23 protein-coding genes are annotated in these 23,459 nt (G+C 54.9%); 15 read left to right on the top strand and 8 right to left on the bottom strand.

Features of this window, described 5'->3' with window-relative positions:
* The 3 genes from IM265_RS22080 to mdtD all read left to right on the top strand — a co-directional run.
* Positions 1-200 (top strand): hypothetical protein (locus tag IM265_RS22080; RefSeq protein ID WP_226839520.1); only part of this gene is annotated, 200 nt, incomplete at its 5' end.
* Between the two features lie 124 nt (positions 201-324).
* Complete coding sequence (locus tag IM265_RS18260; protein ID WP_028014903.1) at positions 325-1,032, top strand: FadR/GntR family transcriptional regulator; 708 nt, start codon at positions 325-327, stop codon at positions 1,030-1,032.
* On the top strand, positions 1,029-2,462 hold the full coding sequence (gene mdtD / locus IM265_RS18265; protein WP_028014904.1) for a multidrug transporter subunit MdtD: 1,434 nt from the start codon (positions 1,029-1,031) through the stop codon (positions 2,460-2,462). Before IM265_RS18260 ends, mdtD begins: the two co-directional genes overlap by 4 nt.
* Here mdtD and rbsR read toward each other — a convergent pair.
* The 7 genes from rbsR to kup all read right to left on the bottom strand — a co-directional run bounded on the left by rbsR (position 2,428) and on the right by kup (position 10,377).
* The gene (gene rbsR, locus IM265_RS18270) at positions 2,428-3,420 is read right to left on the bottom strand and encodes a ribose operon transcriptional repressor RbsR (protein ID WP_028014905.1); all 993 of its coding nucleotides are present in this window, start codon (positions 3,418-3,420) and stop codon (positions 2,428-2,430) included. The genes mdtD and rbsR overlap by 35 nt on opposite strands.
* Before the next feature lie 3 nt (positions 3,421-3,423).
* Positions 3,424-4,353 carry a ribokinase gene (gene rbsK / locus IM265_RS18275; protein ID WP_063155251.1) on the bottom strand — a complete coding sequence of 310 codons (930 nt, stop codon included), beginning with the start codon at positions 4,351-4,353 and terminating at the stop codon, positions 3,424-3,426.
* A 108-nt stretch (positions 4,354-4,461) separates the two neighbouring features.
* Positions 4,462-5,352, bottom strand: a complete 891-nt coding sequence (rbsB, locus tag IM265_RS18280) for a ribose ABC transporter substrate-binding protein RbsB (protein WP_193032148.1) — start codon at positions 5,350-5,352, stop codon at positions 4,462-4,464.
* Positions 5,353-5,379: 27 nt separating this feature from the next.
* Positions 5,380-6,345 (bottom strand): ribose ABC transporter permease, encoded by a 966-nt coding sequence (gene rbsC, locus IM265_RS18285; RefSeq protein WP_006808742.1) that lies wholly within the window; start codon positions 6,343-6,345, stop codon positions 5,380-5,382.
* 4 nt (positions 6,346-6,349) lie between these two features.
* A complete protein-coding gene (gene rbsA, locus IM265_RS18290) occupies positions 6,350-7,855 on the bottom strand; it encodes a ribose ABC transporter ATP-binding protein RbsA (RefSeq protein ID WP_193032159.1) in 1,506 nt (501 codons plus the stop codon).
* A gap of 7 nt (positions 7,856-7,862) precedes the next feature.
* Complete coding sequence (rbsD, locus tag IM265_RS18295; RefSeq protein ID WP_003862392.1) at positions 7,863-8,282, bottom strand: D-ribose pyranase; 420 nt, start codon at positions 8,280-8,282, stop codon at positions 7,863-7,865.
* A gap of 226 nt (positions 8,283-8,508) precedes the next feature.
* On the bottom strand, positions 8,509-10,377 hold the full coding sequence (gene kup, locus IM265_RS18300; RefSeq protein ID WP_041911753.1) for a low affinity potassium transporter Kup: 1,869 nt from the start codon (positions 10,375-10,377) through the stop codon (positions 8,509-8,511).
* 221 nt (positions 10,378-10,598) lie between these two features.
* On the opposite strand from kup, the gene ravA reads away from it, so the two are divergent.
* Together ravA and viaA are read left to right on the top strand one after the other, a co-directional pair.
* Complete coding sequence (ravA, locus tag IM265_RS18305) at positions 10,599-12,095, top strand: ATPase RavA (RefSeq protein WP_045631286.1); 1,497 nt, start codon at positions 10,599-10,601, stop codon at positions 12,093-12,095.
* Entirely contained in the window at positions 12,089-13,540 is a 1,452-nt protein-coding gene (gene viaA, locus IM265_RS18310) for an ATPase RavA stimulator ViaA (RefSeq protein ID WP_193032150.1), read from the top strand. Before ravA ends, viaA begins: the two co-directional genes overlap by 7 nt.
* On the opposite strand, the gene asnA is transcribed toward viaA, so the two are convergent.
* Positions 13,541-14,533 carry an aspartate--ammonia ligase gene (gene asnA, locus IM265_RS18315; protein WP_041911750.1) on the bottom strand — a complete coding sequence of 331 codons (993 nt, stop codon included), beginning with the start codon at positions 14,531-14,533 and terminating at the stop codon, positions 13,541-13,543.
* Between the two features lie 151 nt (positions 14,534-14,684).
* On the opposite strand from asnA, the gene asnC reads away from it, so the two are divergent.
* The 10 genes from asnC (at position 14,685) to atpA (ending at position 23,409) form a co-directional block, all read left to right on the top strand.
* The gene (gene asnC / locus IM265_RS18320) at positions 14,685-15,143 is read left to right on the top strand and encodes a transcriptional regulator AsnC (RefSeq protein WP_008500198.1); all 459 of its coding nucleotides are present in this window, start codon (positions 14,685-14,687) and stop codon (positions 15,141-15,143) included.
* A 90-nt stretch (positions 15,144-15,233) separates the two neighbouring features.
* On the top strand, positions 15,234-15,683 hold the full coding sequence (gene mioC / locus IM265_RS18325; RefSeq protein WP_041911749.1) for an FMN-binding protein MioC: 450 nt from the start codon (positions 15,234-15,236) through the stop codon (positions 15,681-15,683).
* A gap of 374 nt (positions 15,684-16,057) precedes the next feature.
* On the top strand, positions 16,058-17,947 hold the full coding sequence (mnmG, locus tag IM265_RS18330; protein WP_045261176.1) for a tRNA uridine-5-carboxymethylaminomethyl(34) synthesis enzyme MnmG: 1,890 nt from the start codon (positions 16,058-16,060) through the stop codon (positions 17,945-17,947).
* A gap of 107 nt (positions 17,948-18,054) precedes the next feature.
* Positions 18,055-18,678, top strand: coding sequence for a 16S rRNA (guanine(527)-N(7))-methyltransferase RsmG (gene rsmG, locus IM265_RS18335; RefSeq protein ID WP_028014915.1), 624 nt, complete (start codon positions 18,055-18,057; stop codon positions 18,676-18,678).
* 616 nt (positions 18,679-19,294) lie between these two features.
* Complete coding sequence (gene atpI / locus IM265_RS18340; protein WP_008500194.1) at positions 19,295-19,675, top strand: F0F1 ATP synthase subunit I; 381 nt, start codon at positions 19,295-19,297, stop codon at positions 19,673-19,675.
* Between the two features lie 8 nt (positions 19,676-19,683).
* Positions 19,684-20,499: a F0F1 ATP synthase subunit A gene (gene atpB, locus IM265_RS18345; RefSeq protein WP_028014916.1), complete on the top strand. Its 816-nt coding sequence runs from the start codon at positions 19,684-19,686 to the stop codon at positions 20,497-20,499.
* 49 nt (positions 20,500-20,548) lie between these two features.
* Positions 20,549-20,788, top strand: a complete 240-nt coding sequence (gene atpE / locus IM265_RS18350) for a F0F1 ATP synthase subunit C (protein ID WP_000429386.1) — start codon at positions 20,549-20,551, stop codon at positions 20,786-20,788.
* Positions 20,789-20,836: 48 nt separating this feature from the next.
* Positions 20,837-21,307, top strand: a complete 471-nt coding sequence (gene atpF / locus IM265_RS18355; protein ID WP_003862370.1) for a F0F1 ATP synthase subunit B — start codon at positions 20,837-20,839, stop codon at positions 21,305-21,307.
* A 14-nt stretch (positions 21,308-21,321) separates the two neighbouring features.
* Positions 21,322-21,855, top strand: a complete 534-nt coding sequence (gene atpH, locus IM265_RS18360) for a F0F1 ATP synthase subunit delta (protein WP_003862369.1) — start codon at positions 21,322-21,324, stop codon at positions 21,853-21,855.
* Positions 21,856-21,867: 12 nt separating this feature from the next.
* Complete coding sequence (gene atpA, locus IM265_RS18365) at positions 21,868-23,409, top strand: F0F1 ATP synthase subunit alpha (RefSeq protein WP_003862367.1); 1,542 nt, start codon at positions 21,868-21,870, stop codon at positions 23,407-23,409.
* The last annotated feature ends 50 nt before the right edge of the window (positions 23,410-23,459 follow it).

A 23,459-nucleotide genomic window follows, 5' to 3' on the forward strand; every position in this document is an offset into this window, starting at 1 on the left:
AAATTGTTAAAGAGCAGTGCCGCTTCGTTTTCGCTGCGGCGCGGGGTGTGCATATTACGCTTTCCCGCTTCAGAGTCAAGCGTTTATTTCGCTTTTCTCTGCTGACCCGGCGGCGTGTGTGCCGTTGTTCCGTGTCAGTGGAGGCGCATTATAGGGCGTTATTCTTAAGTGACAAGAGGAAATTCAAAAAAAGTTTCTGACCGTATTTTTTTTCACCAACAGAGGTGATATCAAGCTACAAATTGTTCTATTTGATGTATCTGCAACCACAATCACATTCGAGGTGGCATAATTAACAGCATGAAACATTAAGGAATAAAAGCGATGCCATTAAGCGCACAACAGCTGGCCGCCCAAAAAAATCTGTCCTATGTGCTGGCAGAAAAGCTGGCGCAGCGGATTTTAGCGGGTAAATATGCCCCGGGGAGCATCCTGCCGGGCGAATTGGAGCTGGGTGAGCAGTTTGGAGTAAGCCGTACCGCGGTTCGCGAGGCGGTGAAAACCCTGACGGCAAAAGGCATGGTGCTTCCACGCCCTCGTATTGGCACGCGCGTGATGCCACAGAATAACTGGAATTTTCTCGATCAGGAGCTGCTCTCCTGGTGGATGACCGAAGACAACTTTCATCAGGTCGTCGATCACTTTCTGGTAATGCGCAGCAGTCTTGAACCTCAGGCATGCCTGCTTGCCGCCACGCTCGGGACAGCAGAGCAGAAAGCGCAGCTTAACGCACTCATGGAAGAGATGGTGTTCCTGAAAAAACACTTCAACCGGGAACGATGGATTGAGGTCGATATGGCCTGGCATGAACATATCTATATGATGAGCGCCAATCCGTTCCTCACTTCCTTTGCTTCGTTATTCCATTCGGTGTACCACACCTACTTTACCTCTATTACACAAGACGAAGTGGTAAAGCTGGATTTGCATCAGGCGATAGTAGATGCCATTCAGGAGAGCGACGGGCAGCGAGCCCTGACTGCATGTCAGGCATTGCTGACCGCACCAACCCACCAGCAGGTAAATAAATGACAGAGAAAAAAGCGCGCAGCATGGCCGGATTGCCGTGGATTGCAGCCATGGCGTTCTTTATGCAGGCACTGGATGCCACCATCCTCAATACGGCGCTTCCCGCCATTGCGCAAAGCCTTAACCGCTCCCCGCTGGCAATGCAGTCCGCCATCATCAGCTACACCCTCACGGTGGCAATGTTGATCCCGGTAAGTGGCTGGCTGGCCGATCGCTTCGGTACCCGCAGAGTGTTCATGCTGGCCGTAACGCTCTTTACGCTCGGTTCACTGGCCTGCGCGCTCTCCACTTCATTAACGGAGCTGGTTATCTTTCGCGTACTGCAGGGCATCGGCGGCGCGATGATGATGCCGGTGGCGCGCCTCGCTTTGCTGCGTGCCTACCCACGCAGCGAACTGCTCCCCGTACTCAACTTTGTCACCATGCCGGGGCTGGTCGGCCCAATACTTGGCCCGGTCCTCGGGGGTGTGCTGGTTACCTGGGCAAGCTGGCACTGGATTTTCCTGATTAATATTCCGATTGGCGTGGCAGGGCTGATCTATGCCCGCAAATATATGCCGAACTTCACCACGCCAAGGCGCAGCTTCGATATGGGCGGCTTTTTCCTGTTTGGACTGAGCCTGGTGCTGTTCTCCAGTGGCATGGAACTCATTGGCGAGAAGCTCGTTGAAACGTGGCTGGCGCTCGCCGTCATCCTCAGTGGTATTCTGCTGTTCCTTCTTTATATACGCCATGCGCGTCGTCACCCGACACCGCTTATCTCTTTATCTCTCTTTAACACCCGAACCTTTTCCGTCGGGATCGCGGGCAATATTGCCTCACGTCTGGGCACGGGCTGCGTACCGTTCCTGATGCCATTGATGCTGCAGGTGGGGTTCGGCTACCCGGCGCTGATTGCCGGCTGCATGATGGCGCCCACGGCAATGGGTTCCATTCTGGCGAAATCAACGGTCACGCAGGTACTGCGCTGGTTTGGCTATCGTAAAACGCTGGTTGGCGTGACGGTCTTTATCGGTCTGATGATTGCGCAGTTCTCGCTGCAATCCGCGGCGTTACCGGTCTGGATGTTGATCCTGCCGCTGTTTGTGCTGGGAATGGCGATGTCAACGCAGTTCACGTCGATGAACACCATCACCCTTGCGGACCTGACCGACGAGAACGCGAGCAGCGGCAACAGCGTACTGGCGGTGACCCAACAGCTGTCGATCAGCCTCGGGGTAGCCGTGAGCGCGGCGGTGCTGCGGTTTTATGAAGGGTTTGACGGCACGAATACCGTTGAGCAGTTCCACTATACCTTTATCACCATGGGCGCGCTTACCGTGGTGTCGGCGCTGGTCTTTATGTTGTTAAAACCGAAAGATGGCCGGAACCTGATTAAAGAGCGTCACAAAGAGAAAGCTAAACCGAACCGCGTTCCATCAGAACAGGAGTAAGCTGCAAACGTTGCTGTTGCAGCGTGGGCTGCGCCATACGGTGGATCAACACGTCGATGGCCAGCTCACCCAGTTCATCCTTCGGCTGATGGATCGTGGTCAGCGGCGGCGTCATGTAGCGCGCCAGTTCGATATCATCGTAGCCCACGATCGCCATATCGTCCGGAACGCGCAGTCCCGCCTGATACAGCGCCTGATAGGCACCAAACGCCATCGCATCGTTGCCGATAAACACCGCCTGCGGGCGAGGCTCTTGCGCCAGCAGCGTCTGCATTGCCTCGAAACCGCCGTTAAACTCGAAATCGCCGGTGATGCGATAGCCATCAGGAATGGCAAGCCCTGCCCGCTCCATTGCCGAAAGATAGCCTTCCAGACGCAAGCGCGCCGGGGTTTTATCCAGCGGGCCGGTAATGCAGGCAATGCGGGTATGGCCTTTATCAATCAGGTGCTGCGTCGCCATATCGCCGCCCAGCAGCGAGTTATCCTGAATCAGATCGCTGGTCCCGTCGAACGGCGCCCAGTCCATCATTACCGTGGGAATAGAAGGATAGCGCTGAATGATCTCTTTTGAAGGTTGATGCGTTTCGGTACAGAGCAGCAGCAGCCCGTCGACGCGTTTTTGCATCAGCGTTTCCAGGTTGCGGTTCATGCGCTGCTCGTCGCCTTCGGTATTGCACAGCACCAGACTGTAGCCACGCTCGAAGCAGCTGCGCTCTACGCCACGAACAAGTTCAGAATAGAAAGGATTGGTACTGGCCGTGATCAGCATGCCGATGGTGCGCGTCTGGTTAAGCTTCAGACTGCGCGCCAGCGCCGACGGCGCATAGTTGAGATCTTTTACTGCGGCTTCGACTTTCTCCCGAATCGCCTCGCTGACGAAGCGGTCGTTATTAATAACGTGAGAGACGGTCGAAGTAGAAACGCCCGCCATGCGGGCGACATCTTTCATCGTAGCCAAGCGTTACCCCTGCTGACTTAAGAATTCATCGATCTCTTTACGCCACGGAACGGAAGGCTGTGCGCCTTTGCGCGTCACCGCAATCGCGGCGGCGGCATGCGCAAAGCGGATCGCGTCATCCATCGCTTTTCCTTCCAGCAATGCCGTCACCAGCGCACCGTTGAAGGTGTCTCCAGCGGCGATGGTATCAATGGCTTTGACCTTAAAGCCCGGCACGCGACGGCCTTCACCATTGACGCTAGCCCACACCCCGCGGCTACCAAGAGTAATGATAACGGTCCCGATGCCTTTTGCATGCAGCACTTTCGCCGCACGCGCGGCATCATTGTCATTTTCAACGCGAATGCCCGTCAGCTTTTCCGCTTCGGTTTCGTTCGGCGTAATGATGTCTACCAGCGCCAGCAGTTCATCTGATAATACACGGGCAGGCGCAGGGTTAAGTACGACAGTGGTATGATTTTCATGCGCAATTTTCGCGGCGGTCAGCACGCTTTCAACCGGGGACTCCAGCTGCATCAGCAGGGCCTCGGCCCCGCCAATGATTGCACGTTGCGCTTCTACACGCTCCGTTGTTAGCGCTGCGTTAGCGCCAGCATGAATACCGATGACATTCTCACCTTCAGCGTTAACGAAAATCAGCGCCACGCCGGTAGACTCTCCCGCGACAACGCTGACCGGTGCGATATCGATGTTGTCGCTCGCCAGCTGCTTGCGTACGCGCTCGCCGGTATCGTCATCACCCGTACAGGCGATAAACGCGATATTCGCCCCGCTGCGCCCGGCGGCAACTGCCTGGTTTGCGCCCTTACCGCCAAACGCGACCTGATACTGATTGCCGGTGACGGTTTCGCCCGGAGTGGGGAACGTTTCAAGGTTAAGAATGTGATCGGCATTGATACTGCCAAGGACGACGAGGTTGCCTGCGGTTTTCATGTATTGAGGTGTCCATCTGAGAGCGCCACCGGTATTACCCGGTGGCGTATGCCACACTTTTCTTTTATTTGGTGTCCCTCAGGCAGCCAGCGACTGCCTGAATCGCCTTTACTGCTTAATGACCAGCTTCAGGTCAACAGGGTATTTGGCCTGAACTTTTTCGCCCTTCAGCACTTTGTCGGCAGTTTCAACGCCAGTCGCGCCAATCTGCTCAGGCAGCTGAGCGATGGTCGCAGCCAGTTTGCCATCATTTACTGCTTTTTCACCATCCGGCGTGCCGTCAAATCCGACAACCATCACATCTGATTTACCCGCAGTCTGGAGCGCACGCAGCGCGCCCAGCGCCATTTCATCGTTCTGTGCAAATACCGCCTGCACATCTGGATGCGCGGTCAGCAGGTTCTGCATGACGTTCAGACCCTTAGTACGGTCGAAGTCTGCCGGCTGGCTGGCCAGCACGTTGAATTTGTGTGCAGCCACGGCCTGCTGGAAGCCTTCACCACGTTCACGGGCCGCGGAAGTACCGGCGATACCCTGCAGTTCGATAACTTTCGCGCCTTCACCGGCTTTCTTCGCGATGTAGTCACCAGCAATTTTACCGCCCAGCACGTTATCAGACGCAATGTGGCTCACAACTTCGCCTTTCGTTGCCTGACGGTCCAGAGTGATCACCGGAATTTTCGCCTGGTTTGCCATCTTCACGGCGTTGCCTACGGCATCAGAATCGGTTGGGTTGATCAGCAGAATTTTGGTGCCACGAACGGTTAAGTCCTGAACGTTAGCCAGCTCTTTCGCCGGGTTGTTCTGAGAATCCAGCACCACCAGGTTGTAGCCCAGTTTGTCCGCTTCTTTCTGCGCACCGTCCTTCAGGGAGACGAAGAACGGGTTGTTCAGGGTAGAGACAACCAGCGCGATGGTATCTTTCGCCATGGCGTTAGCACTTACGGTTGCGCTCAGCGCGACAGCGGAAATCAGGGTAGCCAGTTTTTTCATGTTCATATCTAAGATGTCCTGTAGTGTCGTCAGTTACTGTTTTTTGTTGTCTACCAGTACCGCCAGCAAAATCACCACTGCCTTAACGATCATCTGGTAATAGGAGGAAACACCTAACAAATTCAAACCATTATTCAGGAAACCGAGGATCAGTGCGCCGATCAATGTCCCAACAATGCGACCTTTACCGCCCGCAAGGCTCGTACCGCCCAGAACCACCGCCGCGATGGCATCCAGCTCGTACCCCGTCCCCGCAGTCGGCTGCGCGGAAGAGAGGCGCGCCACTTCGATGATGCCCGCCAGAGAGGCCAGCAGGCCGCACAGGGAGTACACGATAATTTTGACTTTATTAACGCTGATACCGGACAGGCGCGTGGCCGCTTCGTTACCACCCAGCGCATAGATATAACGGCCCAGGCGGGTATGGTGCAGCATGTACCACGCCGCCAGGAAGACGATAGCCATGATCCAGACCGGGGTCGGGACACCCAGCGGGCGACCGATACCGAACCAGCCAAACAGATCCGCGTTATCCGTAAACCCGGTATTCACCGGGCTACCGTTGGTGTAAACCATGGTCACACCGCGCAGCAGCAGCATCATCACCAGCGTGGCGATAAACGCCTGAACGCGGCCTTTTGCCACAATCACGCCAGTTACGGCACCAATCGCCGCGCCAGCCGCCAGTGCAGCCGCAACGGCCACCAGCGCGTTGACCTCAATTCCCACAATTGAAGCGGCGATCGCACCGGTGAGCGCCAGCAGGGAACCGACGGACAGATCGATACCCGAGGTCAAAATCACCAGCGTCATGCCGACCGCCATAATGGCGTTCACCGACGTCTGCTGCAGAATGTTGAACAGGTTATTCACGGTGAAGAAATTCGGGCTCATGGTCGAGACAATCGCGATCAGCACCAGCAGGGCAATCAGCGATTTTTGTTCCATCAGCCATGCCTTTGTGAAATAGCGGCGACCAGAAACAGCCTGGGTAGTCATCTTCTTACTCCTGATTCACGCGATTAAGCTTGCCCACAGCGGCAGCCATCAGAACTTCCTGGGTGGCCTGCTCGCGAGTGAATTCACCGCCGAGATGCCCTTCATGCATGACGATAATGCGATCGCTCATGCCTAATACTTCTGGCATCTCGGAAGAAACCAGAATGATGCTCAGACCGTCGCCCTTGAACTGGTTAATCAGCTGATAGATCTCTTTTTTCGCGCCCACGTCCACGCCGCGGGTTGGCTCGTCGAGGATCAGCACCTTCGGGCGCGTCATCAGCCCGCGGGCAATCGCCACTTTCTGCTGATTCCCGCCGGAAAGCAGGCCAATAGCCTGCTCCATCGACGGGGTTTTAACGTTGAAGAGACGGATAAAATCACTGACCGCCTGCTGCTCATCTTTATGCTTCAGGCTGCCGCCGCTATGGCTGAAATAGCGCAGCGCGGTGAGGGACATATTCTCTTTCACCGACATGCCCAGCACTAAGCCGTCGCGCTTGCGGTCTTCGGAGATATAGACAATGCCGTTCGCCAGCCCGCCCTGCGGCGAGCGGGTCACCACTTCATGGCCGTCAAGGGTAACGTAACCGCTGGTACGCGGCAGTGCGCCGTACAGCACTTTCATCAGCTCGGTACGGCCCGCACCCATCAGGCCCGCCACGCCCAGGATTTCGCCCTGACGCAGGGTAAAGGTCACATCGTTTACGCCTGGGCCGCAGAGGTTATCTACCTTCAGGCGGATCTCGCCCGGCGCTTTGTCCAGATGCGGATATTGGTCTTCGAGCTTACGTCCCACCATCATTTCGATCAGCGTATCTTCGGTCAGCGTCGCCACTTCGCGCTCGGCGATAAACTGGCCGTCGCGGAAGACGGTAACGTCGTCGCAAATTTCGAAGATCTCTTTCATGCGGTGAGAGATATAGACAATGCCGCGTCCCTGCGCTTTGAGCTCGCGGATCACGCGGAACAGGGATTCGGTTTCGGTATCGGTCAGGGCATCGGTCGGTTCATCCATAATGATGACCTTCGACTCGAAGCTCAGCACCTTCGCGATTTCCACCATCTGCTGATCGCCGATGGAAAGGTCGCCCACCAGACGGTCACTCTTAAAGCGCAGGTTCAGCTTCGCCAGCAGCTTGTCCGCTTCGGCGTACATGGTTTTCCAGTCGATTTTGCCGAACCGGTTCACGAACTCGCGGCCCAGGAAGATGTTCTCCGCAATGGTCAGCTGCGGGATGAGGTTCAGCTCCTGGTGAATAATGCCGATGCCCGCTTCCTGAGAGGATTTCGGGCCGTTAAAGGTGGTTTCTTTACCCAGCCAAACGAGTGAACCGGCATCGCGCTGGTAGATCCCGGTCAGCACTTTCATCATGGTGGATTTGCCGGCACCGTTTTCGCCCACCAGCGCCATCACGCGTCCTGGGTAGACGTTAAGCGCCGCACCGGAGAGGGCTTTTACGCCCGGGAACGACTTATCGATCCCTTTGAGTTGCAGTAATGCGTCCATGATGGCCTCAGAAGGTGACGCCAGCACAGAGAATGATATTCGCATACGGGGAACACTCCCCGCTGCGAATCACCGCCTGACTGTCTGCGGTTTGTTGTTTGAACTGTTCGTGCGTTGTGTAACGAATTTCTATGGTGTTTCCCTGGTGTTGTTGCAGTTGCTCAATGTGGCTGAGCAACGTTTCGTGGAGTTGCGGATTATGTTGTTTGATTTCCGCCGCGAGAATGGCCGCCTCAACCTGCATCTCCGCCGTCACCACCTCCAGTACCTGCATAAACGAGGGCACGCCCTGCGTTAACGCCATATCGATACGGGTTGTGCTGCGCGGAACCGGTAAGCCTGCATCGCAAACCACCAGCGTATCGGTATGCCCAAGACGGGAAATAACCGATGAGATTTCTGAGTTGAGAACCGTGCCTTTCTTCATTTTCTTGCTCCACTAGCGAAACGTTTCGCTAAAAATAGTGTAGCCGCATAAATGTTCAGAAAACCATCATGACGTAACGGATTTGTGATCAACGTCGAAACGTTTCGCTAAGTGAAATGGAGGGGAGGTAAATGCAAAACGGTAACCGTCAGGTTACCGTTTTAGATGTTTGCGCCCTCTCCCTGTGGGAGAGGGACGGGGTGAGGGCATCAGGCCGCACGGAGACTTAAATCTCGACCTGCGTCCCCAGCTCAATGACGCGGTTAGGCGGGATCTCAAACTGGTCAGGCGCGCGCAGGGCGTTACGCTGCAGGATCAGATACAGCTTACCGCGCAGACGCAGATACCATGGGCGCTTGCCGATGATCAGCGACTCGTGGGACATAAAGAACGACGTCTCCATCATCCGGCAGCTTAACCCTTCCAGACCGCAGCGGTGGAACACCTCTTCCACGTTCGGCGTTTCGCGCCAGCCGTAGCTCGCCACCACGCGCCAGAAGGTCGGGGACAGCTGCTCAATCTGTACGCGGCGCACGTTGTGAACGTACGGCGCATCTTCGGTGCGCAGCGTCAGCAGGATCACGCGCTCGTGCAGCACTTTGTTGTGCTTAAGGTTATGCATCAGCGCAAACGGGATCACATTCAGGGCACGAGACATGTAAACCGCGGTACCCGGCACGCGCACCGGCGGGGATTTCTCAAGCGACGCGATCATCGCCTCCAGAGAATTACCGTGCTCATGCATGCGGCGCAGCAAGCGGAAGCGCTCGCTTTTCCATGTGGTCATGACAATGAACATCAACAGGCCCAGCGTCAGCGGCAGCCAGCCACCGGAGACAATTTTGTCGAGGTTCGCAGAGAACAGCGGCACGTCAATGCACAGGAAGCCCACCAGAATCATCCCCACGAGGAACTTATTCCAGTGCCAGTTGCGGTACGCCACCGTGGTGGAGAGAAGCGACGTCAGCACCATCGTACCGGTCACGGCAATACCGTAGGCCGCCGCCAGATTACTGGAGTGTTCGAAGCTAACAATCACGATCACAACAGCGAAGTAGAGCAGCCAGTTAACGAACGGGATGTAGATCTGGCCCGACTCCATTTCTGAGGTATGGATGATGCGCATTGGCGAGAGATATCCCAGACGAACGGCCTGACGGGTCAGAGAGAACACCCCGGAAATCACCGCCTGAGAGGCTATCACGGTCGCTAGCGTTGCGAGGATCAGCATAGGCACCAGCGCCCAGTCAGGTGCCAGCAGGAAGAACGGGTTTTTAATCGCCTCCGGGTTCTTGAGCAACAGCGCGCCCTGACCGAAGTAGTTCAGCACCAGCGACGGGAGCACCACAATAAACCATGCCACGCGGATAGGCAGCTTCCCGAAATGCCCCATATCAGCATAGAGCGCCTCCACACCGGTGATGGAGAGCACGACCGCACCCAGCGCCACGAAGGAAACCACTTTGTATTCAAGGAAGAAATGCACCGCCCAGTAAGGGTTCAGCGCATGCAGCACGTCCGGGTTCGCAATAATGCTGCGCAAACCGAGCGCCGCCAGGATCAGGAACCAGGCCAGCATAATCGGCGCAAACAGTTTGCCCACCAGCCCGGTACCGTGTTTCTGGATCATGAACAGCAGCGTCAACACGATGATTGCCAGCGGGACAACCCAGGCATCAAGCTGCGGGGCAATAATCTCCAGCCCTTCAATCGCCGAGAGCACCGAGATAGCCGGTGTTATCACCACTTCCCCGTAGAAGAAGCTGCCACCTATCAGGCCGATAATCACCAGCACAGACGTCATTCTGGCCGAGGTATTGCGACCGGCAAGGGACATCAGGGTCAGGATCCCGCCTTCGCCCGCATTATCTGCACGCATAACGAAGGAGAGATATTTAACGGAAACGACCAGGATCAGCAGCCAGAAGATGAGGGACAGGAAGCCAAACACGGCATCGCGCTCAACACCAAAGCCAAACTGGCCGGACAAACATTCACGAAGCGTATAAAGCGGGCTGGTGCCGATATCACCGTAGACAACCCCGATCGCCGCAAGCGTTATTGCGGGTAATGATTGCTTATTATCAGTGCTCATAGACTAGTCTTTTCGTTTAAATAACAAATGTGTTCCTGTCCCTTGGTCCACAAAAAGCGCACAGTATGCACGATTCATTGCAAAATCGTACCCCTAAATGCAACCGCATTAATGTAGCGCAAAGAAAATTGCGCCGCACTTCAGCCTATTACCAGCCCTGACTGAAACGTCTATACTCGCTTCAATTGGCCGCCACAACGGCGAAAGGATGCAAAACTATTATGGCTCACTCACATTTATTAGCAGAAAGAATTTCCCGCCTCAGCAGCGCGCTGGAGAAAGGCCTTTACGAGCGTAGCCACGCCATTCGCCTTTGCCTGCTGGCGGCATTGAGCGGTGAAAGCGTATTTCTGCTGGGACCGCCGGGCATTGCCAAAAGTTTGATTGCACGCCGCCTAAAGTTCGCTTTCCAGAACGCTCGCGCATTCGAGTATTTGATGACGCGCTTCTCCACGCCAGAAGAAGTTTTCGGCCCGCTTTCTATTCAGGCCCTGAAAGATGAAGGGCGCTATGAGCGTCTGACGGCGGGCTATCTTCCGGAAGCGGAAATCGTCTTTCTTGATGAGATCTGGAAAGCCGGCCCGGCCATTCTGAATACCCTGCTGACGGCAATCAACGAACGTCGCTTCCGCAACGGCGCGAGCGAAGAGAAGATCCCCATGCGCCTGCTGGTGGCCGCGTCAAACGAACTGCCCGAAGCCGACAGCAGCCTGGAAGCGCTGTATGACCGCATGCTGATCCGCCTGTGGCTGGATAAAGTCCAGGATAAATCAAACTTCCGTTCAATGCTGGTGAGCCAGCAGGACGAAAACGAAAACCCGGTGGCACCTTCACTGCAGGTGACGGACGAGGAGTACCATCAGTGGCAGGATGAGATCGGTAAAATTAAGCTGCCCGACGCCGTCTTTGAGCTGATCTTCATGCTGCGCCAGCAGCTTGATTCCCTGCCTTCCGCCCCGTACGTCTCGGATCGTCGCTGGAAAAAAGCGATCCGTCTGCTCCAGGCCAGCGCGTTGTTCAGCGGTCGCGACGCGGTCGCCCCTATCGATCTGATCCTGCTAAAAGACTGCCTCTGGCACGACGCAGAAGGCATGAACCTGATGCAGCAGCAGCTGGACGTTTTGATGACCGGGCACGCCTGGGGGCAGCAGGCGATGCTTAACCAGCTGGGGGCGATTGCCCAACGGCGCATTCAGCTCCAGCAGCAGCAAAGCGATAAAACCGCGCTAAAAGTGAACCGACTGGGCGGCATGTTCGCCCGCAAACCGCATTACGAGCTACCCGCCGATCTGACCGGCACGACGCTGACACTGCTGCTCCAGCAGCCCCTCAAACTGCATGATATGCAGGTGGTGCACATTACGATTGAACGCGAGCCGCTGGCGCAGTGGCTGGATAAGGGCGGGGAGATCCGCGGAAAGCTCAACGGCATCGGTTTCGCGCAGCCGCTGAATATGGAAGTGGACAGCAGCCAGCACCTGGTGATCCGCGACGTGAGCCTTCAGGGATCGCGTCTTGCGCTTCCCGGCACCGCCTCGGACAGCGTGCCGGAAGAGATTAAACAGCAGCTGGAAGCGCTGGATACCGAATGGCATCAGCAGCACACCCGCTTCAGCGAGCAGCAAAAATGCCTCTTTATTCATAGCGACTGGCTAGGTCGCATTGAAGCCAGCCTGCAGGACGTCAGCGCGCAGATCAAACAGGCGCGTCAATGCTAACGCTGGACACGCTCAATATGATGCTGGCCGTCAGCGAGGAAGGGTTGATCGAGGAGGTGGTGATTACCCTTCTGGCATCGCCGCAGCTGGCGGCCTTCTTTGAAAAATTCCCGAAGCTCAAAAAAGCGATGACGGACGATCTCCCGCGCTGGCGCGACAATCTGCGGCAGCGGTTTAAGGAGACAGAAGTCCCGCCTGAACTGACGGAGGAAGTCGCGGCCTATCAGCAGTGTCAGCGGCTATCGACGCCACAGTTTATCGTCCAGATCCCGCAAACCCTTACCCTGCTCGATAAAGTCCACTCTCCGTTTGCCAGCCAGGCCAGAATGCTGGTCACAGAAAACGCCACCTTTACCCCGGCGCTGCACACGCTCTTTTTACAGCGCTGGCGCCTGAGCCTGGTCGTCCAGGCTACCACGTTGAACCAACAGCTTCTGGATGAAGAGCGGGAACAGCTGCTCAGCGAAGTCCAGGAACGCATGACGCTGAGTGGCCAGCTCGAAGAGGTGCTGGTAGAAAATGAAAACGCCGCTGGTCGCCTCTGGGATATGAGCGCCGGGCAGCTGCGGCGCGGGGATTATCAGCTGATCGTGAAGTACGGCGACTTTCTTACCCAGCAGCCGGAGCTGATGAAGCTCGCGGAACAGCTCGGCCGCTCGCGAGAGGCCAAATCGGTCCCAAAGAAGGATGCCCCGATGGAAACCTTCCGCACCCTTGTACGCGAACCGGCTACCGTGCCGGAGCAGGTCGACGGACTCCAGCAAAGCGATGACATCCTGCGCCTGCTGCCGACCGAGCTAAGCACGCTGGGAATGACCGAACTGGAGTATGAGTTTTACCGTCGGCTGGTGGAAAAACAGCTTCTCACCTATCGGCTGCACGGCGAAGCCTGGCGAGAGAAGCTCAGCCAGCGCCCGGTCGTGCATCAGGACTTTGATGAGCAACCGCGCGGGCCGTTTATTGTCTGCGTGGATACGTCCGGCTCAATGGGCGGCTTTAACGAGCAGTGTGCGAAGGCGTTCTGCCTGGCGCTGATGCGCGTGGCGCTCGCTGACCGCCGTCGCTGCTTTATCATGCTCTTCTCCAGCGAAGTCGTGGGCTACGAGCTGACGAACCAGCAGGGTATTGAGCAGGCCATCCGCTTTTTAAGCCAGCGTTTTCGCGGCGGCACCGATCTGGCCAGCTGTTTTCGCAGCATTGTAGAACGGATGCAGGGCGGCGACTGGTACGACGCTGACGCGGTGGTGATTTCCGATTTCATTGCCCAGCGGCTGCCGGAAGATGTGGTAAATAAAGTGAAGGAGCTGCAACGCGTGCACCAGCACCGTTTTCATGCCGTGGCGATGTCCGCACATGGAAAACCCGGCATCATGCGCATCTTCGATCATATCTGGCGCTTTGATACCGGGTTGCGTAGCCGTCTGCTCAGACGCTGGCGGCGTTAATTAAAGAAGAGAATCGACGCTTTCACGTACCTGCTGCGGCCAGACCCCACACTGCACCTGACCAATGTGAGACAGTTGCAGCAGCAGCATGGTCAGACGGGACTGCCCGATACCGCCGCCGATGGTCTGCGGCATTTCACCGCGCAACAGCGCCTGATGCCACTCTAATTTAAGGCGATCTTCATCACCAGTCACCGCCAGCTGGCGCTTCAGCGCCTCTGCATCCACTCGGATCCCCATCGAAGAGAGCTCAAACGCATCTTCCAGAACCGGGTTCCAGACCAGAATATCGCCGTTCAGACCGGCATATTCGCTTTCGCCCGCGGTGCTCCAGTCATCATAATCCGGCGCACGAACGTCGTGACGTTTGCCATCAGACAGTTTGCCGCCGATGCCAATCAGAAATACCGCGCCCAGCTCTTTGGCGATCGCCCGCTCGCGGCCTTTGGCATCCAGATCCGGGAAGCGGCTCAGCAGTTCCTGGCTGTGGACAAAGTGGATCGTATCCGGCAGGAACGGTACCAGACCAAACTCTTTGCTCACGGCCGCTTCGGTCGCTTTGATCCCCGCGTAGATCGCCTCAACGGTGGATTTCAGCGTGCCGACGTGGCGCTCGCCGTCACCCATTACGCGCTCCCAGTCCCACTGGTCAACGTAGACAGAGTGAATCGGGGAGAGGCGGTCTTCATCGGGGCGAAGGGCTTTCATGTGCGTGTAGAGCCCTTCGCCCGCGCTGAAGTCGTGTTGTCCCAGGGTTTGACGCTTCCACTTCGCCAGGGAATGCACCACTTCGAACTGTGCATCTGGCAGTGTTTTCACTTTCACCTGTACCGCTTTTTCGCATCCAGACAGGTTATCCTGCGTCCCGTCACCCACGCGGCTCAGAATCGGCGCCTGAACTTCAATAAGACCAAGCTTCTCTTCCAGCTGGCGGGAAAAATGGGATTTTACGAAACTGATCTGGCGTTGTTTTGCGATGTAAGCGGTTTTCATTATTTATACTCCTGCGTCCTGTTGATATTGATTAAGCAACAGAACCGGCACTTAATTCAATAACCCATCAACAAAAAGCCACCTTCACTTTTGATTCGTTAAAATAAGACGCTAGAATAGACGTATTCATTAATCTTCATAAGAAAAAGCTATGGAAAATTATCAGATCGACAATCTGGACCGCGGCATCCTTGAGGCCTTAATGGCCAATGCCCGTACAGCCTACGCTGAACTGGCGAAACAGTTTGGCGTCAGCCCGGGAACCATTCACGTTCGCGTAGAGAAGATGAAGCAGGCAGGGATCATTACCGGCGCGCGCATCGACGTCAGCCCGAAGCAGCTGGGTTACGACGTCTGCTGCTTCATCGGCATTATTCTTAAAAGCGCAAAAGATTACCCCTCCGCGCTGGCAAAGCTGAACGCGCTCGATGAAGTCACCGAGGCGTACTACACCACCGGGCACTACAGCATCTTTATCAAGGTGATGTGCCGCTCCATCGATGCCCTCCAGCAGGTACTTATCAACAAGATCCAAACAATCGATGAAATTCAGTCCACCGAGACACTGATCTCCCTGCAAAACCCGATCATGCGTACCATCCGCCCGTGATCGGGCAAATTCATTCCCACATTTTCCACAGGTAGATCCCAGCTCGTTCACAGCGTACAATGATCCCCTCTTTATCTGAGCGAGCGATCAATGGCGGACATTACCCTTATCAGCGGCAGCACTCTTGGCGGTGCGGAATACGTAGCGGAACATCTGGCTGAAAAGCTGGAAGATGCAGGCTTTTCTACACAAACGCTGCACGGGCCGCTGCTTGAAGATCTCCCGGCTGACGGGGTCTGGCTGCTGATCACCTCCACGCACGGCGCGGGCGATCTGCCGGATAACCTGCAACCTTTATATGACGAACTGCTGGAACAGCAGCCCGACCTGTCAAACGTCCGTTTTGGCGCAGTGGGGATCGGCAGTCGTGAATATGACACCTTTTGCGGGGCAATAGAGAAGGTCGAAGCCGCTGTTACCGCTTGCGGAGCAAAACAGCTGGGTGAAACGCTCAAGATCAACATCCTCGATCATGACATTCCGGAAGATCCAGCCGAGATCTGGCTCGCGGAATGGAAAAATTTACTCAAAAACGATTAAAGATCGCGCGAACAGATGTGGATAACTCTGGTTAAAAGCTCGTATTAACCCGTAGTTATCCAAAGAACAACCCTAGCGTCGTTTTTGGCCTGTGTATAAAGTCGCGATCTGATCCCAGCTTATACGGTCCTGGATCACCGATCATTCACAGCAAACGATCCTTCCTAACTGCATGATCTTATTTGCAGGATCGGACTTATCCACACGTGTCCGCGATCCTAATAAGAGATCACAATAGAACAGATCTCTAAATAAAAAGATCTTCTTTTTAATAGCCCAGGATCCCAATGCTTTCTCGAAAGACTAAAGTTGAGTAGAATCCACGGCCCGGGCTTCAATCCATTTTCATACCGCTTTACGCGAGGCAGACCACCATGTTTTATCAGGATCCTTTTGACGTCATCATCATTGGCGGGGGTCATGCAGGCACTGAGGCCGCAATGGCCGCAGCGCGAATGGGTCAGCAGACCCTGCTTTTGACACACAATATCGACACGCTGGGACAAATGTCCTGTAATCCGGCGATTGGCGGCATTGGGAAAGGACACCTGGTAAAAGAAGTGGATGCACTTGGCGGCCTGATGGCGAAAGCGATCGATCATGCGGGCATTCAGTTTAGGATACTAAACGCGAGTAAAGGCCCTGCTGTTCGCGCCACTCGTGCGCAGGCAGACCGCGTGCTTTACCGCCAGGCCGTGCGCACCGCGCTGGAGAACCAGCCGAACCTGATGATCTTCCAGCAGGCGGTAGAAGATCTTATCGTTGAGAACGATCGCGTCGTGGGCGCCGTGACCCAGATGGGCCTCAAGTTCCGCGCCAAAGCCGTGGTGCTGACGGTCGGGACATTCCTGGACGGCAAAATCCATATTGGTCTGGACAACTACAGCGGTGGCCGTGCTGGCGATCCGCCGTCCATTCCGCTGTCTCGTCGTCTGCGTGAACTGCCGCTGCGCGTCAGCCGTCTGAAAACCGGCACGCCGCCGCGTATCGATGCGCGCACCATTGATTTCAGCGTACTGGCCCAACAGCACGGCGATAACCCGATGCCGGTTTTCTCGTTCATGGGCAACGCGGCGCAACACCCGCAGCAGGTACCGTGCTACATCACGCATACCAACGAAAAAACCCATGACGTGATCCGCAATAACCTCGACCGCAGCCCAATGTACGCTGGCGTGATCGAAGGGATCGGCCCACGTTACTGCCCGTCGATCGAAGACAAAGTGATGCGCTTTGCCGATCGTAACCAGCATCAGATCTTCCTGGAGCCGGAAGGGCTGACCTCGAACGAAATTTACCCGAACGGCATCTCCACCAGCCTGCCCTTCGACGTGCAGATGCAAATTGTTCGCTCAATGCAGGGGATGGAGAATGCGAAAATCGTTCGCCCTGGCTACGCTATTGAGTACGATTTCTTCGACCCGCGTGACCTGAAGCCGACGCTGGAGAGCAAATTCATCCACGGCCTGTTCTTCGCGGGGCAGATTAACGGCACCACCGGCTACGAAGAAGCCGCAGCGCAGGGGTTGCTTGCCGGTCTGAACGCTGCCCGCTTCTCTGCCGAGAAAGAGGGCTGGGCGCCGGCGCGTTCTCAGGCCTATCTGGGCGTTTTGGTCGACGATCTCTGCACGCTGGGCACCAAAGAACCGTACCGTATGTTTACCTCTCGCGCGGAATATCGTCTGATGCTGCGCGAGGACAACGCCGACCTGCGTCTGACCGAGATAGGCCGCGAGCTGGGTCTGGTGGATGACGAACGCTGGGCGCGCTTCAACGAGAAGCTGGAACGTATTGAACAGGAGCGTCAACGCCTGAAAACCACGTGGGTAAACCCACAGGCGGAAACCGCTGCCGAAGTGAACGCTCACTTAACAGCGCCGCTGTCGCGTGAAGCCAGCGGCGAAGATCTGCTGCGTCGTCCTGAAGTCACCTACGAGAATCTGGTCAAACTGACCGCGTTCGCACCGGGCCTTGAAGACGCTGAAGCTGCCGAGCAGGTCGAAATTCAGGTGAAGTATGAAGGCTACATCGCGCGTCAGCAGGATGAGATCGAAAAACAGCAGCGCAACGAAAACACGCTGCTGCCGGAAATGCTGGACTACCGTCAGGTGACGGGCCTTTCCAACGAAGTGATCGCTAAGCTGAACGATCACAAACCGGTATCGATTGGCCAGGCCTCTCGTATCTCGGGCGTTACGCCGGCGGCGATTTCGATCCTGCTGGTGTGGCTGAAAAAGCAGGGCATGCTGCGCCGTAGCGCGTAATTGACATTGCTTTTGGCGGGTGGCGCTTCGCTGACCCGCCCTACTTATTCGTAGGCCCGGTAAGCGGCAGCGCCACCGGGCAAAAAAACTCTCAACAGGTATTCACCGTGCTCAACAAACTCTCTCGTCTGCTGGATCAGGCAGGTATTTCGCTCACCGATCACCAGAAAAACCAGCTGGTGGCGTATGTCGATATGCTGAACAAATGGAATAAAGCGTACAACCTGACGTCTGTGCGCGATCCCAACGAGATGCTGGTTCGCCATATTCTCGATAGTATCGTGGTGGCGCCGTACCTGAAAGGTGGACGTTTTATCGACGTGGGGACGGGGCCGGGTTTGCCGGGCGTTCCGCTGTCGATTGTCCGACCTGAGAGCCATTTCACGCTGCTGGACAGCCTGGGCAAGCGCGTGCGCTTTTTACGCCAGGTTCAGCATGAACTGAAGCTCGATAACATCACGCCCGTACAGAGCAGGGTAGAGGAGTTTCCGGCAGAGCCGCCGTTTGACGGCGTTATCAGCCGTGCGTTTGCTTCGCTCAATGACATGGTGAGCTGGTGTAAGCATCTGCCGGCAGAAGATGGCCGTTTTTATGCGCTGAAAGGACAGCTGCCCGGTGATGAAATTGAACAGCTTCCGGACGGTTTTAGCGTTGAAACCATCGAGAAATTAAACGTTCCGCAGCTCGACGGTGAACGTCATCTGGTGATAATTAAGCCAAACAATTTTTAAAAAAATAATAAAAAATGTGGAATTTGTGCTGTTCTGAGTATGTTAAAAAACAGCACAACTACCCGGGATTAACCAGAGAGCGTTTAACCGCTTTTTTACCAGGGATTTTCTTGCGGTTAACCTCACGTCGATTATTCATCGCGAAGATAGTCAACTATGAAAATATCAGCCTGCTAAAAGTGGAAGGCTGTAACCAGAACGCAATGTTAATTACTTATTAAGAATGTCAATAAAAGGTTTTTATTGTGTACGGGTCTGTTTTGAAAATAGTTGCGATATTTTGTGTTTAATTTCAGAAAGATAATCCTGGGCGATTTACGGCTTTGATAAATACAACCTTATCGCAAATGTGTGTTTTGTGATCTCGTGCACGCTTTGTAGTCAACGTTTTCGCGCTGTTTGCAGTTTTGCTCGAAGGTCGGTGCTTTCTACGAAAGTTAAAAAATAGCGCTGGGGAAAAATATTTAAACATTTATTCACCTTTTCGCTACTTAATGTTTGAAATCACGGGTACGCACCGTATAATTTGTCCGCTTTTTGATGCTTGACTCTGAGCCTTAAAGGACGTTTTATACGACACGCGGCATACCTCGAAGGGAGCAGGAGTAAAAACGTGATGTCTGTGTCGCTCTTGAGTAGAAACGTTGCTCGTAAGCTTCTGTTCATTCAGTTTCTGGCTGTGATAGCAAGTGGACTGCTGTTTAGCCTCAAAGACCCCTTCTGGGGCATCTCCGCCGTGTGCGGGGGTTTGGCGGTCGTGCTGCCAAACGTGTTGTTTATGATTTTTGCCTGGCGTCATCAGGCGCATACACCCGCCAAAGGCCGCGTGGCCTGGTCCTTCGCCCTCGGCGAAGTGTGTAAGGTGTTGCTGACCTTTGCTCTACTGGTGATGGCGCTGGCGGTTTTGAAAGTGGTATTCATGCCGCTGATAGCAACGTGGGTTTTGGTGCTGGTGGTACAAGTTCTGGCTCCAGCTGTAATCAATAACAAAGGGTAAAAGGCATCATGGCTTCAGAAAATATGACGCCGCAGGATTACATAGGTCACCATCTGAATAACCTTCAGCTGGACCTGCGTACATTCTCGCTGGTGGATCCACATAACCCCCCGGCCACCTTCTGGACGATCAACATCGACTCCATGTTCTTCTCGGTGGTTTTGGGTCTTCTGTTCCTGGCCATGTTCCGCAGCGTTGCTAAAAAAGCGACCAGCGGTGTTCCAGGGAAATTCCAGACGTTCGTTGAGATGATCATCGGCTTCGTCCATGGCAGCGTGAAAGACATGTACCATGGTAAGAGCAAGCTGATTGCTCCGCTGGCCCTGACCGTGTTCGTTTGGGTCTTCCTGATGAACCTGATGGACCTGCTGCCAATTGACCTGCTGCCGTTCATCGGCGAGCACATCTTCGGCCTGCCTGCGCTGCGTGTTGTACCGTCTGCGGACGTGAACATCACCCTGTCGATGGCGCTGGGCGTGTTTATCCTGATTCTTTTCTACAGCATCAAAATGAAAGGCGTAAGCGGCTTTGTGAAAGAGCTTACCTTGCAGCCGTTCAACCACTGGGCGTTTATTCCGGTCAACCTGATCCTGGAAGGCGTTAGCCTGCTGTCCAAACCTGTTTCACTGGGTCTGCGACTGTTCGGCAACATGTATGCGGGTGAGCTGATTTTCATTCTGATCGCGGGTCTTCTGCCGTGGTGGTCACAGTGGGTTCTGAATGTGCCATGGGCCATTTTCCACATCCTGATCATTACGCTGCAAGCCTTTATCTTCATGGTTCTGACGATCGTCTATCTGTCGATGGCGTCTGAAGAGCACTGATTTTTTACCAACACTACTACGTTTTAATTGAAACAAACTGGAGACTGTCATGGAAAACCTGAATATGGATCTGCTGTACATGGCTGCCGCTGTGATGATGGGTCTGGCGGCTATCGGTGCTGCGATCGGTATCGGCATCCTCGGAGGTAAATTCCTGGAAGGCGCAGCGCGTCAACCTGATCTGATTCCTCTGCTGCGTACTCAGTTCTTTATCGTTATGGGTCTGGTGGATGCTATCCCAATGATCGCTGTAGGTCTGGGTCTGTACGTGATGTTTGCTGTCGCGTAGTAGTTGTTTTAAAACCCCAAGCCACAGAAATTTAAGAGGTATTGTGCTGTGAACATGAACGCAACAATCCTCGGCCAGGCCATCGCGTTTATTCTCTTTGTCTGGTTCTGCATGAAGTATGTATGGCCGCCTTTAATGGCTGCCATCGAAAAACGTCAGAAAGAAATTGCTGACGGTCTGGCTTCCGCAGAACGCGCTAAGAAAGATTTGGACCTTGCACAGGCCAACGCGACAGACCAGCTGAAAAAAGCGAAAGCTGAAGCTCAGGTAATCATTGAACAGGCTAACAAGCGCCGTTCTCAGATCCTGGACGAAGCCAAAGCTGAAGCAGAACAGGAACGTACTAAGATCGTGACACAGGCTCAGGCTGAAATTGAAGCTGAGCGTAAACGTGCTCGTGAAGAACTGCGTAAGCAGGTTGCGATTCTGGCTGTTGCTGGCGCCGAGAAGATCATCGAACGTTCCGTGGATGAAGCTGCTAACAGCGACATCGTGGACAAACTTGTCGCTGAACTGTAAGGAGGGAGGGGCTGATGTCTGAATTTGTTACGGTAGCTCGCCCCTACGCCAAAGCAGCTTTTGACTTTGCTGTCGAACACCAAAATGTCGATCGCTGGCAGAATATGCTGGCGTTTGCCGCTGAGGTGACGAAAAACGAACAAATGGCCGAGTTGCTTTCCGGTGCGTTAGCGCCTGAAACCCTCGCCGCGTCGTTTATCGCCGTGTGCGGAGAGCAACTGGATGCCAACGGCCAGAACCTGATTAAGGTGATGGCAGAAAATGGTCGTCTCCGTGTGCTCCCGGATGTTCTCGAGCAGTTTGAGCACTTACGTGCCCTTAGTGAAGCAACTGCAGAAGTCGAAGTGACTTCCGCGACTGAACTGAGTGACGAACAGCTTGCGAAAATCACCGCCGCGATGGAAAAACGTCTGTCACGCAAAGTTAAGCTGAATTGCAAAATCGATAAGTCTGTAATGGCAGGCGTAATCATCCGCTCGGGTGATATGGTCATTGATGGCAGCGTACGCGGCCGTCTTGAGCGCCTTGCAGACGTCTTGCAGTCTTAAGGGGACTGGAGCATGCAACTGAATTCCACCGAAATCAGCGAACTGATCAAGCAGCGCATTGCTCAGTTCAATGTTGTGAGTGAAGCTCACAACGAAGGTACTATTGTTTCTGTAAGTGACGGTGTTATCCGCATCCACGGCCTGGCCGATTGTATGCAGGGTGAGATGATTTCCCTGCCGGGTAACCGTTACGCTATCGCACTGAACCTGGAGCGCGACTCCGTAGGTGCAGTTGTGATGGGTCCATACGCTGACCTCGCCGAAGGCATGAAGGTTAAGTGTACTGGCCGTATTCTGGAAGTGCCGGTTGGCCGTGGCCTGCTGGGTCGCGTTGTTAACACCCTGGGTGCGCCAATCGACGGTAAAGGTCCGGTTGAGCACGATGGCTTCTCCCCAATCGAAGTTATCGCACCAGGCGTTATCGACCGTCAGTCCGTTGATCAGCCAGTGCAGACTGGTTATAAGTCCGTTGACGCCATGATCCCAATCGGTCGTGGTCAGCGTGAACTGATCATCGGTGACCGTCAGACCGGTAAAACCGCGATGGCAATCGACGCCATCATCAACCAGCGTGACTCCGGCATCAAATGTGTGTACGTGGCTATCGGCCAGAAAGCGTCCACCATTTCTAACGTGGTTCGTAAACTGGAAGAGCACGGCGCACTGTCTAACACCATCGTTGTGGTAGCAACCGCGTCTGAATCTGCTGCACTGCAATACCTGGCGCCATACGCCGGTTGCGCAATGGGCGAATACTTCCGTGACCGCGGTGAAGATGCGCTGATCGTATACGATGACCTGTCTAAACAGGCTGTTGCTTATCGTCAGGTTTCCCTGCTGCTCCGTCGTCCACCAGGACGTGAAGCATTCCCGGGCGACGTATTCTACCTCCACTCTCGTCTGCTGGAGCGTGCTTCCCGCGTTAACGCGGAATACGTCGAGAACTTCACCAAAGGTGAAGTGAAGGGCAAAACAGGTTCTCTGACCGCGCTGCCGATCATTGAAACCCAGGCGGGTGACGTTTCTGCGTTTGTTCCGACCAACGTAATCTCCATTACCGATGGTCAGATCTTCCTGGAAACCAACCTGTTTAACTCCGGTATTCGTCCGGCGGTTAACCCGGGTATCTCCGTATCCCGTGTGGGTGGTGCTGCTCAGACCAAGATCATCAAGAAACTGTCCGGTGGTATCCGTACCGCGCTGGCACAGTATCGTGAACTGGCTGCGTTCTCTCAGTTCGCATCCGATCTGGACGAAGCAACCCGTAAACAGCTGAGCCACGGTCAGAAAGTGACCGAGCTGCTGAAGCAGAAACAGTACGCTCCAATGTCTGTTGCTCAGCAGGGCCTGGTGCTGTTCGCGGCTGAACGCGGTTACCTCGAAGATGTGGAACTGGCGAAAATCGGTAGCTTTGAAGCCGCTCTGCTGGCTTACGTCGACCGTGATCACGCTCCGCTGATGCAAGAGATCAACCAGACCGGTGGCTATAACGACGAAATCGAAGGCAAGCTGAAAGCTATCCTCGATTCCTTCAAAGCAACCCAATCCTGGTAATCGTCCGGCGGCTTGTCTCAGGGCAAGCCGTCTGGCATTGAGGAGAAGCT

Source organism: Enterobacter cloacae complex sp. P17RS (assembly GCF_014895885.1).
Taxonomy (GTDB): Bacteria; Pseudomonadota; Gammaproteobacteria; order Enterobacterales; family Enterobacteriaceae; genus Enterobacter; species Enterobacter bugandensis.